The organism is Mycobacterium sp. FW102-FHT13B02, assembly GCF_058790275.1.
On record NZ_JBYTCM010000035.1, the window covers coordinates 19,006 to 34,326 of the forward strand.

Annotated in this window: 14 protein-coding genes; 4 read left to right on the plus strand and 10 right to left on the minus strand. The window is 60.9% G+C overall.

The window, feature by feature from the left end; translation table 11 throughout:
* The first annotated feature begins 36 nt into the window (after positions 1–36).
* The 4 genes from AC3WTE_RS31090 to AC3WTE_RS31105 all read left to right on the plus strand — a co-directional run bounded on the left by AC3WTE_RS31090 (position 37) and on the right by AC3WTE_RS31105 (position 4,001).
* Positions 37–624, plus strand: a complete 588-nt coding sequence (locus AC3WTE_RS31090; RefSeq protein ID WP_492443363.1) for a TetR/AcrR family transcriptional regulator — start codon at positions 37–39, stop codon at positions 622–624.
* A gap of 335 nt (positions 625–959) precedes the next feature.
* Positions 960–1,964 carry an NADPH:quinone reductase gene (locus AC3WTE_RS31095; protein WP_492443365.1) on the plus strand — a complete coding sequence of 335 codons (1,005 nt, stop codon included), beginning with the start codon at positions 960–962 and terminating at the stop codon, positions 1,962–1,964.
* A gap of 3 nt (positions 1,965–1,967) precedes the next feature.
* Positions 1,968–3,152, plus strand: coding sequence for an iron-containing alcohol dehydrogenase (locus AC3WTE_RS31100; protein WP_492443366.1), 1,185 nt, complete (start codon positions 1,968–1,970; stop codon positions 3,150–3,152).
* Positions 3,153–3,200: 48 nt separating this feature from the next.
* Complete coding sequence (locus AC3WTE_RS31105) at positions 3,201–4,001, plus strand: enoyl-CoA hydratase/isomerase family protein (RefSeq protein WP_492443368.1); 801 nt, start codon at positions 3,201–3,203, stop codon at positions 3,999–4,001.
* 196 nt (positions 4,002–4,197) lie between these two features.
* On the opposite strand, the gene AC3WTE_RS31110 is transcribed toward AC3WTE_RS31105, so the two are convergent.
* From AC3WTE_RS31110 to AC3WTE_RS31155, 10 genes are all read right to left on the minus strand, one after another.
* Positions 4,198–4,464 carry a hypothetical protein gene (locus AC3WTE_RS31110; protein ID WP_492443370.1) on the minus strand — a complete coding sequence of 89 codons (267 nt, stop codon included), beginning with the start codon at positions 4,462–4,464 and terminating at the stop codon, positions 4,198–4,200.
* A gap of 242 nt (positions 4,465–4,706) precedes the next feature.
* Positions 4,707–5,075: a hypothetical protein gene (locus AC3WTE_RS31115; protein ID WP_492443372.1), complete on the minus strand. Its 369-nt coding sequence runs from the start codon at positions 5,073–5,075 to the stop codon at positions 4,707–4,709.
* 739 nt (positions 5,076–5,814) lie between these two features.
* Positions 5,815–7,266: an MCE family protein gene (locus AC3WTE_RS31120; RefSeq protein WP_492443386.1), complete on the minus strand. Its 1,452-nt coding sequence runs from the start codon at positions 7,264–7,266 to the stop codon at positions 5,815–5,817.
* A gap of 1 nt (position 7,267) precedes the next feature.
* A complete protein-coding gene (locus tag AC3WTE_RS31125; protein WP_492443374.1) occupies positions 7,268–8,395 on the minus strand; it encodes a virulence factor Mce family protein in 1,128 nt (375 codons plus the stop codon).
* Positions 8,392–9,711 carry an MCE family protein gene (locus AC3WTE_RS31130; protein ID WP_492443376.1) on the minus strand — a complete coding sequence of 440 codons (1,320 nt, stop codon included), beginning with the start codon at positions 9,709–9,711 and terminating at the stop codon, positions 8,392–8,394. Before AC3WTE_RS31130 ends, AC3WTE_RS31125 begins: the two co-directional genes overlap by 4 nt.
* Positions 9,708–11,066 carry an MCE family protein gene (locus AC3WTE_RS31135; RefSeq protein ID WP_492443378.1) on the minus strand — a complete coding sequence of 453 codons (1,359 nt, stop codon included), beginning with the start codon at positions 11,064–11,066 and terminating at the stop codon, positions 9,708–9,710. Before AC3WTE_RS31135 ends, AC3WTE_RS31130 begins: the two co-directional genes overlap by 4 nt.
* Entirely contained in the window at positions 11,063–12,100 is a 1,038-nt protein-coding gene (locus AC3WTE_RS31140) for an MCE family protein (RefSeq protein WP_492443379.1), read from the minus strand. Before AC3WTE_RS31140 ends, AC3WTE_RS31135 begins: the two co-directional genes overlap by 4 nt.
* A 54-nt stretch (positions 12,101–12,154) precedes the next feature.
* Entirely contained in the window at positions 12,155–13,633 is a 1,479-nt protein-coding gene (locus AC3WTE_RS31145) for an MCE family protein (RefSeq protein WP_492443381.1), read from the minus strand.
* Between the two features lie 6 nt (positions 13,634–13,639).
* Positions 13,640–14,494, minus strand: a complete 855-nt coding sequence (locus AC3WTE_RS31150) for an ABC transporter permease (RefSeq protein WP_492443382.1) — start codon at positions 14,492–14,494, stop codon at positions 13,640–13,642.
* Complete coding sequence (locus tag AC3WTE_RS31155) at positions 14,491–15,228, minus strand: MlaE family ABC transporter permease (RefSeq protein ID WP_492443384.1); 738 nt, start codon at positions 15,226–15,228, stop codon at positions 14,491–14,493. Before AC3WTE_RS31155 ends, AC3WTE_RS31150 begins: the two co-directional genes overlap by 4 nt.
* Positions 15,229–15,321: the final 93 nt, after the last annotated feature.

Below are 15,321 nucleotides of genomic sequence, written 5' to 3' on the forward strand. Positions count from 1 at the left end.
TAGGCAGTATTACTGTTTCGGCTCACCGGAGGATGGATGGCCAGGGAACGCGCAACCGACACCGGAGCGCTAGTGACTGCTGCGGCCAAGACGTTCCGCGAGAAGGGCTACCGCAGCTCCACCATCGACGACATCGCCCTGGCCGCCGGCATCTCGCGGCCAACGGTGTACAAGTACACGCGCACCAAACAGCATCTGTTGGATCTGATGGTCGACGAGATGACCAAGAACCTTGAACAGGAACTGCGCAGCGTCCAATCGTCGACCGATGATCCCGTCGACCGCCTCCGCAAGACGATCATGGCTCACATTCAGGCATCGTCGGCCAATCGGACGTTCTACGCGATCGTCTTCAGCGAGGAGACCGAACTGTCCGAGGCCGCCCGAAAGACGTTCCGCAGCTGGGCCCGTGAACAAACCAAGGACTTCGCAGCCTTGTTGGATGAATGCCTGGCGGCGCGACCTGTTGCGGATCGCCCCGAGGTGGACACGCGCATCGCGGCCAACCTCCTGGAATCGATGCTGGCCACGCTGTATCGCTGGTATGACCCGGAGGGAAGCACCTCCCCCGCGCGCTTGGCCGAGCAGATCTGGCTGCTGGTCGGCAGCGCCTTCGAACGGTGAGCGCGTCGCCTAACCGGACGACCTTAGTGCTGGAGACGATCGGCACGCGGTCACGTGCATCGAAGAACTGCAAAGTCAGCGCCTTGTTCGCCTGCCGATTTGTCGCAAGCCCGTTTTCGCATACGTAGCGATTTAGCTACCTGGCTTAGGCGCACCCGTGGCGCACCAACCCGAGCGCCGGCGCCATAGCCCGCGCACGCCGCCGCGGTCACCCATTGTCTAATACTAACTAGACAGTTAAGATTAGTGCTGATGGCGACTCACCGCCAACCGCGCGGCGCGGATACGGCGCCGGCGGGCAGCGACCCGATGACCGCACTACAAGGGAGAACCAAATGCAGGCCGTGCTGTACGAGCGGACCGGACCCGCGGCCGAAGTGCTCCAACTGGTGGAGATGCCCCTGCCGATTCCTGGACCTGGCGAGGTCCGCGTGCGCGTGCACGCCTCCGGAGTCAATCCCGCCGACGTCAAACGCCGCTCCGGCTGGGCACGCATCACCCTCGACACCTCGTTTCTCATCCCCCACGACGACGGCGCGGGTGTCGTCGACGAGATCGGGCCCGGCGTCACCACGACCGCCGTCGGCGAGCGGGTGTGGATCTTCGATGCCCGGCTAGGCCGCCAGACCGGAACCGCCGCCGAATACGTGTGTGTGCCCGCGCACAAGGTCGAACCACTTCCAGCCCACGTCGACTTCGCCACCGGCGCCTCCCTGAGCATTCCGGGACGGACGGCCCATCGTTGCTTGTTCACCGACGGACCAATTGACGGCGCGACCGTCCTGGTCGCCGGCGCGGCCGGCTCGGTGGGCCATTCGGCAGTCCAGCAAGCCCGGCTGGCCGGCGCCACGGTGATCGGAACGGTCGGGCGCGAAGACAACGCACCCATCGCCCTGGACGCCGGCTGCGAGCAGGTGTTGAACTACCGCTCCGAGCGTCTCGCCGAGGATCTGCTCGACCTCACCAATGGACGCGGCTTCGACCGGATCGTCGAGGTCGACGCCGCAGCCAACATCGATACCGACAGCCGCGTGATCGCCACCAACGGCACCATCGCGGTCTACGCCACCGACTCCGGACATGCTCCGACCATTCCGTTGTGGCGGCTGATGAACAAGAGCGTCAACCTGCGCAACGTTCTGCTCTACAACCTGCCCCACAGCGAACACCGGCTCGCTGCAGACGATCTCAACCGCTGGATCACCCGCCGCGACCTCACCCCGCGCATCGGCCGCCGCTTCGCCCTTCGCGACACCGCCCTAGGCCACCAGGCCGTCGAATCCGGCACCGGCGGCGGCAACGTCGTCATCGACGTCGTCGACCCTCACACCGAAAGCTGAGACATGGCCCGCACCTTCACCATGCCCAACGTCGACACAGTCACCTACGGCGACGGTGCATTCGGCGGCGTCGCCGACATCCTGCGCACATGCGGGGGACGACGACCCCTGGCCATCATGTCGGGGTCTTTGGCCGGAACCGAGGTCGAACAATCTCTGCGCGACCAGTTCGGCGACGCGCTCGTGGGCGTGCACTCCGACACCCCGCAGCACGTACCGCGCGCCGCCGTCCTGCGGGCAGCGGCGATGGCGCGCGACGGTGGCGCCGACAGCCTGATCAGCATCGGCGGGGGCACTCCAATCGACTGCGCCAAGGCCGTCGCCATGTGCCTGGCGACGGGGATCACCGACCCCGCAGGCTTCGAGCACTACCGCGTGCGCTTCACCTACCCTGACGTCTACGAGGTTCCCGAGATCCCTGGTCCGCTCATCCCGCACCTTGCGGTGCCGACCACCTTGTCCGCCGGTGAACACACCGGCGTGGCCGGCGTCACCGACGAGGCCACGCACGCCAAATGTGCCTATACCGCACCGGGATTGACACCAGTCGCGGTCGTGCTGGATCCCGACGTGGCATCCCGGACGCCCGCGTGGCTGTGGGCGGCCTCGGGCATCCGAGCCCTCGATCACGCAATCGAGGGCATCCTGTCGGCCCGGAGCATGCCGATCGCCGACGCTCTCGGCGGCGAGGCGCTTCGGCTGCTGGCCACCAACCTCGTGCACAGCACCGAGAACCCCCTTGATACCCAAGCACGCACCAATTGCCTATTGGGGAGCTGGTTGTCGATCTTCGCCGCGACCAACGTTGGAATGGGCTTGTCCCACGGTATCGGCCACCAACTGGCCGCCGAGTTCGACATGACCCACGGGGTGACATCGGCCATCATGCTGCCGCACGTCATGGAGTTCAACGAGGCTCTGACCCGCCCGCAGCTCCGCCGCATCGCCGAAGCCATGGGCCGTGACACCCGAGACCTCGTCGATGCCGAGGCCGCACGCCACGCCATCGCAGCCGTCCGCGATCTAGTCACCCGGCTTGGCGTGACTGACACCATCTCCGCGGCCGGGGGTCACCGCGACGCACTACCAGCACTAGCCGAACGCATCATGGGCGATTCCGCCGTCGCGGCGAGCCGCCGCCCCGTCACCCAAGACGACGTCCTCTGTCTCCTCGAAGCGGCATGGTGACCCCCACACGCGCCCACCCAGCAGCGCACCACACAGAACAGGATCCCGATGCACCTCCTCAACAATGACCATGTCGACGTTGCCCTGCACGACGACGTCCTGACTGCGACGCTGCGTCGCGGCGACGTCGGCAACGGCATGGATCGGATACTCGCCGACTCCCTCACCTCCTTCGCACACGACGTCATTGAGGGCGCCAAGACTGGCCGAGTGCGGGTGGCCGTACTGCGCAACGAGGGATTCGGTTTCTGCGTCGGCGGTGACCTCACCCACTTCAGCAACGCGACCGATCTCCCCGCCGAGCTGCAGTACGTGGCTGAAACCATCCACGAAGCCCTCAAGGTGCTGATCGCCGCTCCCGTCCCCCTCGTCACGGTTATCGACGGAGTCGCCGCCGGGGGCGGCGTTGGGCTAGCGCTCGCGGGCGACATCGTGATCGGCACCCCTGCAACGAAGTTCAAAATGTCCTATACCAGCGTCGGCCTGAGCCCCGACTGCGGCGGATCCTGGTTTCTCACCCAGCGGGTGGGCCTGGGCCGAGCACTGGAGATCACGCTCACCGACCGCACGGTCGGCGTCGAGGAGGCCGAACGGATCGGGCTCGTCGGGCCGGTATGCGGGCCGGACGCCGACCTCGACGACACAGTGCGCGCCGTCACCAGCCGACTGACGGCCATGGGAACTGACTCCCTGGCAACGACGAAGCGATTGCTACGCTCCGGCGTCACCGCGGATCTGACCGACCATCTCGACGAGGAGGCCCGCCAGATCACACGCCTCAGCGCGTCCGCAGACGGTGCCGAGGGCGTGCGCGCATTCTTCGAGAAGCGTCGCCCCGCTTTTCGCTGACACCCGCAGCATGACAATCGGCGTATGGGGCGGCGGCCCAGTTCTTATTCTCGGCGGCGTCGTCCATCCATCCCGTCGTCGTCGCCAGAAGCTGAGCTGTCGAGATGCAAGACAGATTCACAAGACACCCCTGGCTACTTTGACAATTTCCGGGCGTGTCGCGAGGGCTTGTTAATCTGCGTTGCAAAAGCCCAGGTCACTGCCGGTTGCCCGGGATGAGCCCTTGTCCCGGGTCACGAAATTCGTATTGAGGTTCCTTCGGAAGGCGTACGTCCAGGCCGCTCCGTGCAGGCGGGTTCCGCGGCTTGCCGAGCGGAGGCGCGCCGACCGGACGGACCAGCTTTACCTTGACCAACTCCTGCAGCACCGCGAAGTCGGCGTTCTTGGCCGGGTCTGGCGGTGGGACCGAGTCGTCCTCGTGCCCTGTGCGCTCAGGCTCATAGCTCGGATCGAGCCGCAGCACAGTGGACGGTTCGTTGAACAGGACAGTGAGCTACTGCAGCTTGACGAGCTCGATCGGTGCGTCCGCCCCCCGGCAGCGTCTACGCGCGCCTCGACCAGTCGCTCGGCCCTTGGGCGCAGAGACCAGTGTTCAAGACGAACATCAAGAAGTTCGTCTCGCTACTGGGCCGTAGTATTAGGCAGCTGGTCCGGGCGGCTCGCCGTCCGTCTCCCTCACTGCTTTCGGCAGACATCGGCCACCCTCTAACCCACCCGCATGGCAACACCACGATCACGCTGATCGACATCCGGCGAAATCATCTGAGTTGAACGATCTCTCGTGCAGCTCAGCGACCGAACAGACACCCGCGCTCGCGGGACTGCGTCGGGCACGGTGAATCCGTCAATGAGAAGACGCATCTGCTCGTGGTCCTCATGCAGCGCATACGCTTCGAGCCACGAGGCACACCACTGCACGAGCCGTGGATGCAGTGGGATGTGTTTGACGTCAATCAGCTTGAGCAGTATGCGGATAGCGGTGAACGGGTCGCCGGCACCGACGGCGATGAAGATGTGGTTGCGCTCCCGCATGTCCAACTGGGGTTTGGCGGCGTCAATGAGCGACCAGGCCAAGTTGGTTTCCTGTACGTGTTGCATAGTGGTGACCGCCAGCCGGTTATTTCATTGAGGCGAAATGCCGAAACGAAGATCGCCGGCCCTCGTCGTCGACGACATCGCGCGACAATTGCCCACGCCATTGAGGGGTGCCGAGCGCGTGAACCATGTGGCGAGCAGCTTTTTCGGCGCCGAGGCTCGACAGCTGTCGCCCGTCACTGGTGATCAAGGTCCACATGACTAAAGCGATCCCTGATCACTGGAGTGATCCCACGGGCGATACGAAGACCGCGTACGCCGCGGAGGTCGCCAATTGCCTGACGTCCACGTTGGTTCCGCCAAGCTCGAGGATGCGACATGCGATCGTCGACGCGATCACATCCGCGCACGTTTGCAGCGCATCCCGCCCGGCCGCATTACTCGAATCTCGTGCCTGTCGACCACGCCGATAGCTGCTGCGCGTCTCCGAACCGACACGGTCCGACAAATGCACCACTACTCCCATACCGATCCCTACCTACCACTCCCGATCCCCGCTGCTTCCTCCACCGCCCAAGTCTTCACAACCCCGCTCGGTGGGCGGGTACCAAACGCCCGCGAAATCCTATACCCGCCCCATATCGTCAATTCTCGAACACTGAACGTGCTGTGCCCCAACCTATTCCATGGGATGAGCCCTCGATGAGTTCGGCTCATCAATCCCGCAGTCATCATTCGTATCGTAATTCGATGCTCCGCGGCGATTCGTGAGTGTGGTTCAGCTACCCGCTGGAACCAACATCGATTGCCAGCTTTCAGCTTTGTGGTTGTGAGCCAGGTTGGCCTGTGTGTACGTCTTCCCGTCAGGGCCTATATAGCTACCGGTTGCGGGATCGTACTGAGCAATAGCGACCGGTGGCGGCGGCACGGCCTGCGGCACGGAGGGAGCCTCCCCCGGGCGAAGTTGGGGTACAGCTTGCCCCGATAGCGTCGCGTTTGGATCGCCTTTCCAGTTGTAGCCGTCGTTCAGCGGAACATATTGCTCGTCGCTTTCACACATCTTGGCGGTTGGGGCCCGCTTACCAGGCTTGCCCACGCACGGGGCGTTACGCGCTCCGCGCACGTTGAACGGTGAGTCCTGTGGCACGCGGCAATAAACGTCGCCCGCGGGACGATCCGGGTAATCAACGTCGGCCGGCGGGCGCTGCTGGCTGGCCGGCAGGTAACCCGTCTGGCAGGGCGGAGGGACGTTGATATTCAGACCGAAGGTGACGAAAGGTCCTCGGTACGCGGTCGGATTATGTAGATCGGGAACCAAGGAACTAGCGAGAATGCCGACGGCCTGCGGCAGCAGGACGAGGAGCTGTTCGATACTTGGGTTATAGGTAACCGCTACGTCAGCAACACTCAGGAGATTCGTCATGAGCACGGGTAGCGTCGGCTGCAACTTTTCGAAAAGCAACCGGACAGCGTCCTCGGCCGCCGGACCGTTCTGAAGTATTCCTTGAAGTGCGGCGTCCTTCTGTCTGACCTGCGAAGTGATCGCGCTCAAGTGAGTGGCCCAGGCATGGATTGAATCGGAAGTCTCGGTTTGTGTGTCGAGGATCGGTTTGGCGTTGTCGATGAGGTCTGTGAGTGGTTTGAGGTTCTCTTTCGCATCGATTGCAAGAGTCGTCGACGCCTTGATTAGACGCCGGAGATCTGGGCCGAGCCCTGAGACCGCCGCACTGCCCTCGTCAATGACGGTCCTGAGGTTCTCGCGGGGAATCGCCTTGAGACCACGGTTCGTATCGTCCAAGAGCATTCCGATGTCCGGCGGTACCGAGGTTCGAGCGACGGGGATCACATCGCCGCCCTTCAGTGACGTTACGCCACCGTTTCCCCGTGGGATTAGATCAACGAACTGCTCTCCGATGGCCGAGCGGCTGTGCACCTGTGCATCAACATCAGCCGGGATTTTTGTGCCGGAGTCCAGTGACAGCACTGCCTCCACGCCAGTACTCGACATCCGGACCTCAGACACTCTCCCAACTTCGAGCCCGCGGTAGGACACCTGACTGGACTTGTAAAGCCCTCCCGTACTCGCCAACTGCACAGTGACGGTGTACCGGCCAACGCCGAACACCAAGCTAGGTAGCCCGATATAGCCAAAGCTCATGACGAACCCAGCGATGGTCGACACGATTGCAAAAACGACCAGCTGGATCTTCTGCCGTCTGCTCAGTCTCATGTCAGCGACCTTGATCTGCAAGGTAAGGTGCGGTAAGCGGGTTGCCGGCGGTGTACGGACTCGGCATTTGCCCGATGGTTCGCCCCCACTGCAATTCGAGTTCGGTGAGGTTGCCCTCCCAGCGGGTCCCTGTAAAGAATCCTGCGTCCAAGCGACTCAGAGTCAAATCGAAGATCCCCGTGAGATTGACGTAGTCGCCACGGAAGTACTTTCCGATGTTCTCTTTAACGAATGGGAAGGTCGACAAGAAGCTGAGCGATCTGACGGCGGCCGGGCCGGCATTGGCGACCGACTCGAGCACGGGCCCTAGGGCATCGACTTCCTTCACGAGATTGTCCTTCGTCCGGTTCACCGTATCGGCGGTGAGCGCGCTGAACTTGCCCAGCTGATCGAGCGCGTCGGCAAGATGTTGGCGCTGGTCGTTGAGCACCGACAGTGCCTGAGGAATCGTATTGAGCGCCTTATCGACAACGGGCTTTTGATCGGCTATCTGTCCCACCAACCTGTTGAGACTGTCAGTAGCGCTAATGATGTCTTGGGTTTGTTCCTTGACGTTGCCGACGAAGACATTGAGCTGCTCGATCAAACTCCTGGCATCGCTCTCACGCCCAGCGAACGCCTCATTCAATGACTGGGTGATGTCTTGGATCTGACCGATCCCACCACCGTTGAGCAGCATGGACACCGTCGCGAGTGTCTGCTCAGTTGTCGGATAGGCGTTACCCGCTGACAGCGGAATAAGCGTTCCTGCGTGCAACTTGCCCTGTGGTACAGCATCTTTTGGAGGCGCAAGTTCGATGTGAAGCGAACCCAGCAAGCTCGTTTGACCGATGGTCGCGGTCGCATTGGCCGGTAGGTCGACGTCGCCATTGAGTGTCATGGTCAGCAGTGCGTGCCACCCCTGCCGCTCGATCTTGGTCACCGTTCCGACATTGACGTCACCCACGCGTACGCGCGAATTCTGTTGAATATTCCCGACATCCGGCATTTCTGCCCGGATGGTGAAGGAACCCGGACCGTGTCCCTCGGTGCCCGGCAGCGGTATCGAATTCGCCCCCTTCCAGCCGCACGCTGAAACGCAGACGAGTGTGCCAGCAATCGCGCAGATCCGCCGTGCAGGAATTCTCATGAGCTGGCGCCTCCCGGGACCATCAGATCGTGAAGGTTGCCGGTCGGTGTGGCCGCTTCCGCCGGTAGCAGTGGCACATCTGCCGAGGAGGGGCGGGGAGCATCGAGTTGCCGCGGGCCGTTTGTGGCGTTGGCAGCCGCAGGCGGGACGTAGTCCGGGCGCATCCAGTCTTCGCTGTACGTAATTTCGTTAGGTCGCGCGCCGGCACCGACGACCGGATTCGCGCCGAACGGCAGAAAGTTGTACTGACGGTTCTTGACAATCGGAGCGAGGTATTGAACGCAGAGCTTGGCGGCCTGATCGGCACCCAATCGCGACGCGGCCTGAATCGCGCCGCACAGAAACTGAATAGGGTTTTGAAAGTTGTTCAAGGAGAAGGCGCCACGAAATCCGCCCTGCGATGCCGGGTAGATGTCAGTGAAGTTCGCAATCGTTGTCGGAGCATTATGCAGCGTTTGCTTGATATCGTCGAGGCTTTGGTTCAAAGCCACACTAATCGCCGACAGCTTCTCACTCGCAACACCAATCGGCTCGCGATTCTCGCCGACAAAACTCCGAACATCATTGACCACGTCATTGATGTCACCTATCGCCGCGCCTACCTCCTCGGGTCGATCGTCGAGGAGCGCAGTCGCAGCAGCCAAATTCTGATTGAGGGCCCGCATCAAATCTCGGCTGTCCTGCAAGGCCGACACTACGGTGGAAAGATCCTTGACGGTACTGAACACATCGCGACTGTGATCACCGAGGGCCGAAAATGCTTGGGACAGTTTGACTATCGCCGCGTGGATGTTGGTGCCCTCGCCGCGCAGATTGTCAGCTGCGGTATTGACTAGTGATCCCAGAGGACTCGGACCGCCTGGCTCCGTAGGTTGCAGGGATTCTACGAGCTTTTGCAGCTGTTTTCGCAGATCGTCCCATTCGACCGGAACCGCGGTGCGTTCCCTTGGAATGACCGTGCCATTGGCCATTATCCGGCCCGCAGTGTACGCAGGTACTAGCTGCACGGCGCGGGCTGAGATCAATGACGGCGACAAGACCACTGCTTTGGCTTCGGCAGGAACCTTGTACTTTTCGTCGACCCAAAACGTCATTTTGACTTGTTGTGCTTGAGCTTCGATCGTCTCGATTGCTCCGACCCGTACACCAAGAATGCGCACATCGTCGCCCGGATAGATCCCGGTGGCGTTGTCAAAATATGCGGTGATGCGGGTTCGATGGGAGATGTCCCACGCGCGCACCGCCGCGAAGGTTGCGACGGCGACAGCCAACGCGAGGACGATCGCCAGGGCTATCCGCCACTTGCGCTTCGTCATCGGTGTCCTCCTGCCTGTGTCGGCACACCGGCCGAAGACTGATTGGCTTGCTGCTGAGGTGGATCGTCGACAGCCACCGGTGGTGATGTGGGCGCCGACTTGATGTCTGCCGGCGGCCCAGGCGGCGGGCCCCCCGGGGCTGGTGCAGGCAGTGGCTCCCGATAGGGATAGCAGCCGGGGCCGGGCAAGGCGATACCAGGTGGGCCGCACTGCTGATCGCCTGGATTTCCTGTAATGGCATCAGGCACCGTCAAGTGTGGTTCGCCACCCTGGCCCGTCCGTGGATACGGCATCGGAAGAGCCGGTGTCCCGGGTTGGCCTACTTGCGGATCAACAAGTTGCGAAGGTGCAAGCACATTCGGGTCCAACCCCAAATCACTGAACGCAGCTTCTATGAAGGGCTGAAGATACTGACCGGGAAGGATATTCGATACGTAGCCCTTAAAGAACGGCCCAGACGATATCGACTCACCCAACGACATGGAGTATGCGTTGAGCCGTTTGACCGCTTCCCGCAACTTTGCCTTCCGGTGCTCCAAAATCGTAAGGACTCCGTTGAGTTTGTCGAGTGCAGGTCTGAAGGTATGGCGGTTCTCATCGACGAAGCTGTGCACCTGTCGGCTGACAGCCGATATGTTGCCTGCAATTTCATCCAGTGCACTGCTCTGCGAGCGCAGCGCCGCAAGTAGCGCGTTGGTATCAGCAACCAGATTGACGATTTGGTCGCTGCGTTCGCCCAGAACTTTGGCGACGTTGCTGGCATGAGAGAGCAGCGATCGTACTTGCTGATCCCGTTTCGCGATGGTGTCAGCAAACCGAGACACACCTTGGACTGCGACGCGAACATCGGGGGGAGTCTGCGAAAATGTCTGCGCTAGCGTCGTTAGAGACGCCGACAGCTCGTTTGTGTTGAGTCCGTTAACCGTCGATGACAGATCGCCCAGGGCGTCGGCGAGTTGGTATGGAGATGTGGTGCGATCCAGCGGTATGGCTCCGGACTGGTGGCCGCTGCCACGCGGCGTCACTTCCACAAATTTCGCGCCGAGAACCGTTTTCGTTTTGATAGCGGCTTCCGACCGATCGCCGACCTGCACCTCGCCATCGATGCGGAATCGCACCAAGACCTGGGTTCCCTCGAGTTCAATGCTGGAAACTTGGCCGACGCGCAGGCCTGATACTTCGACAGGTGAGTCTGGGCGCAAGCCGGCGGCATCGGCGAAGAACGCAGAGTACTCGCTCGCACCGCCAACGAACGGGAGTTTGTCGTAATTGAGTACGCCGATGAGCACACCACTCGTGATCAGAGTCCCGGCTAGACCGATCTTGATCGGATTGCGTTCGGTCATTTCTTTCATGGCTTGGGTGTGCACCTACCTGACGTCTGGCCGATCAGTTTGATATATACCGGTTGGCCTCCGTGACCGTTCACCTTGAGGATTGCCTCGCAGATGTAGAAGGCAAACCAGTCTCCGTAGAGACCCTGGCGGCCCAGCATCTTGTAGGCGTCCGGAAGCGTGTTGATTAGGTCGTCGAAGTAGGCAGCGTCGTTCAATACGAGAGACGCGGTCCGGTCGGTTTCTCGAACGACTTTCTTCAGTCCCGGTCGCGAACGCTCGAGTAGGTCAGAAACTGATGCTGACGCGGCGTTGACATAGGCAACAGCGTTGGTGATCTCCTGCTTGCGCCCGGCCAATGTCGCTGTGACAGAAGCGATCTTCTCGATCGCTTCAGCGAACTGTTTGTTGTTCTCGTCAAAGGAGCCAAGTACAGTATTGAGGTTGTTGATGACCTGTCCGATCAGGCTATCTCGGTCCGCTAGGCTACTCGTCAATATGGCGGTGTGAGATAGCAGCGATCCAACAGTGTCACCTTCGCCCTGGAAGGCCTGGATCAGCTGGGAGGAAAGCGCGTTGACTTGGTCGGGGTCTAATGCTTGGAACAGTGGTCGAAATCCACCGATGAGGGTGTCGAGGTCAAGGGCAGGCGCTGTGTGCGACAACGGGATTGTGGCGCCTGCGTTCAGGTATTGATCCCTGCCCTCGCCCGTGCCTTTCTCGATCTGCAGGTAACGATCACCGTAGAGATTGTCGTAGCGGATGACAGCACGAGTGCTGTCGGAGAGCGTCACAGAGTTCTCAATCTTGAATTCAACGCGTGCTGTGGTGTCAGGCTGAATCCTGATGCCCTCCACTTTTCCGACTTCTACTCCGGCGATTCGTACGAAATCTCCACTCTTGAGTCCACCCACGTTGGTGAAGAGTGCGGCGAAGCTTCGTTGTTGTTCAAATCGGAGTTGTGCGAACACCGCAAGGAGCACAAACAAGCCCAGCAGACACACTGACATGAAGACGGACAGCCGCCAGATGGTGGCAATGAGGCGGTCTTTCATCCTAATTCTCTCCTAGCATCATCGTCGGTGCGTGCTGCGACGGTGCCGACGTGCTCACTGTGTCGGTGGCGCAGGCTCCGAAGGTGTGGGAGGCGGTCCCGGCGGAGGCGGCGTGGGATTCACCTGTGCAGGAGCGGCAGGGACGAACGGTTCCGCTCCCGGTGTGACACCAGGGTCACGTGGTGCTCCAGGCGGCGGAGCCGGCGGCAGACCTGGATACAGCGGCGTGCCGTCAGGTGCGTACTGCTGGGCACCGTAGGGAGGTGCGCCGGGATACGGCGGCAGTGGCCCAGGCGCGGGGCCTCCGTACAGGTTTCGCAGACTTGGCGGCTCGGGGACTGCGCGCGTGACGGGGAAGTAATTGGCCCATCCCGGAAAGCCGATTCCCGGATTGACGCGAATATCGTTCCCGGTACCCCACCCGGTATTCGTGACCAACATGCGCTGTGGGAACTGTTTCGTGGGGTCCGGCAGTGAACCGCAACCTGGCTTACCACCGGGGCCGCCCTTCGCACCCACGATCGGCAGGTTATCCGGGTAGCGGTAGATGTCTTGGCCCCAGGCCAGTCCCGCGTCCAGGATGATCGAAAATCCGTTGCCGCCTTCGGCGTCTTTGCCACCGTTATCGATGAACCACTTGGCCCCCTCTAATAGGCAGGTCACTGAGGGGTTGTACTTGAGGAGCAGCGAAGTGGTCGGTTCGATTGCGTTGAGAGCGTGGGTTATGTTGTCTTTGCTCGGACCGAGCAAGTCAATACCGCTCTGGCCCAGACCAATTGCGTTCATCAACAACGAGTCAAGAGATTGCGACTGACCGGCTATAGTCGTCGCGGCGTTCGTGGCCGCATCGAGGGTTGTCAGGATCTCGGGAGCTGCCGCACCGTAGGCATCGTTAACATCTTTGAAAGCTCGCCAATTGGCGCGCAGCGTCTCACTGCGCGGATTGAGTGCCAGCAATACCTGGTTTGCATCGCTGATGGCCTCACCAATTGCTTTTCCTTGACCGCGCAACCCTTCGGCGAGGGCGGTCAGCGTGCCATTAAGCCTTGCAGGGTCGACGTTGTCCAGCAATTCTACGATGCTCTGGAAGACGGTATTGACCTCGCTAGTAACGTTCTTCGATTGCAAGACCTGTCCTACCGCCAGCCGCCGTGCCGATGGGTCGGTGGGATAGAGTAGATCGACGTACTTTGCGCCGAATGCGGTAGTCGCCTTGATCTCTGCACCAACGTTGGCAGGGATATACCTGACCATTTCAGGATCGATTTGCAGCGTAAGTGATACGGGGTTGGCATTGACGCGTGCGACCTGACCGACCTGCAGCCCCCGCATCCGCACCTTGCCACCGGGTTCCATGATCAAACCCGCCCGGTCGGACCTCAACGTCACTTCGACGTAGCTTCGAAAAGCCCCGGTGAACAATGACTCAGTCATGCCACAAATACCGACGAGCGCAAATACGAGCATCCCGGTACACCAGCCCGGGTGCGTCCACCACGACGGCTGGTTCGGTCGTCTGTTGTTATGACTCATAGTCGGCTACGCAGATAGATGGAAGTTGCCGGACTGCCCGTAGACAGATAACGAGATGACCAGAGTTACAAGCACGACTACGATCAGCGAGGAACGTACGGCCCGCCCGACCGCTTCTCCAACGCCGGCGGGCCCACCCGACGCATTGAATCCATAATATGTATGGATCACCATGACTGAAATTGCCATGCTGATCGCCTGCAAGAATGACCAAAGCAGGTCCACCGGATTGAGAAAAGTCGTGAAGTAGTGATCATAGACGCCGGTCGACTGTCCGTAGACAAAGGTTGTTCCGACGCGCGCGGCGATAAATGACATGAGTACGGCGATGCAATATAGAGGTACGACGACAATCACCCCGGCCAGCACTCGTGTTGACGCGAGGTATGCGATCGACCGAACGCCTATAACTTCGAGTGCATCGATCTCTTCGGCGATACGCATCGCACCCAATTGGGCGGTTGCACCTGCTCCGATCGTGGCGGCCAGCCCTATTCCGGTGACAAGCGGTCCAATGATTCGAACATTGAGGTATGCCGAGGTAAAGCCGGTCAGTGCCTCAACACCAACCCCCGCGAGAGTGTTGTAACCCTGCACGGCGATGAGTGCACCGGCCGAGAGCGTCAGGAAGGCGACGATCACTATCGTGCCACCCACGACGGCAAGAGCGCCCGCTCCCAGGCTCATCGTCGCGATCTGAGCAGCAATTTCAGTGCGATAGTGCGCGAGTGCATCTCCGATAGAGACGATCGCCTTACCGTAGAACTGCGTCTGCTCGCCGACCCGATTCCAGCCTTCAACGAATCGGCTTACGACTCTCCGCATCCGCGGCATGCGCGAGCTCGGAACGCTGGTAGTCACATCGTCGCCTTCACACCGACTGCGGTCACTACCACGTTGATGAGAAAAAGTGCCATAAATGAGAAGATCACCGTTTCGTTCACCGCTGTACCTACGCCGGCCGGTCCGCCGCCGACGGAAATACCCTTGTAGCAGCCGATGAGTGCAGCCACGAAACCGAAAAGCGCTGCCTTCGCGAGAGATATGACGACCTGAGGTAGCCCGGTGAACACCGTCATTCCGGCGACGAACGCGCCCGGGGTGACGTGCTGCACGAAAACCGAGAAGAAGAATCCTCCGACGACGCCAACCACCGAGACTACCGAATTCAATAGCAGCGCAATCACAACCGTAGCAAGCACGCGTGGCACAACCAGAGCCTGCAGCGGGTTAATACCCATCACACGCATCGCATCTAACTCCTCGCGGATCGTGCGCGATCCGAGGTCTGCACACATCGCTGTGGCCGCAGCACCAGCCACTACGAGAACAGTCACTAGCGGTCCAATCTGGGTGACCGCTCCGAAGGCAGCTCCCGCCCCGGCATAGTCCGCCGCGCCGAATTCAACCAGAAGAATGTTGAAGATGAAGACGGACAGAACCGTGAACGGAATAGCCATCATGATTGTCGGAACAATGGACACGCGAGCTACGAACCACATCTGGAATATCAGCTCACGCCATGCATATGGCCGTTGCGGAGCGATCACCAAAGTATCGACGGCCGTTGCGAAGAACCCTCCTACGGCCCGCATGGGTCTAGCAAACGCCTCTGTTGACGACGGTCGAAAAGTAGGCCAGAAGCGACGGTGAAAAGTAGGCCACGTGGTCGTGGTTATTGTGCCGTG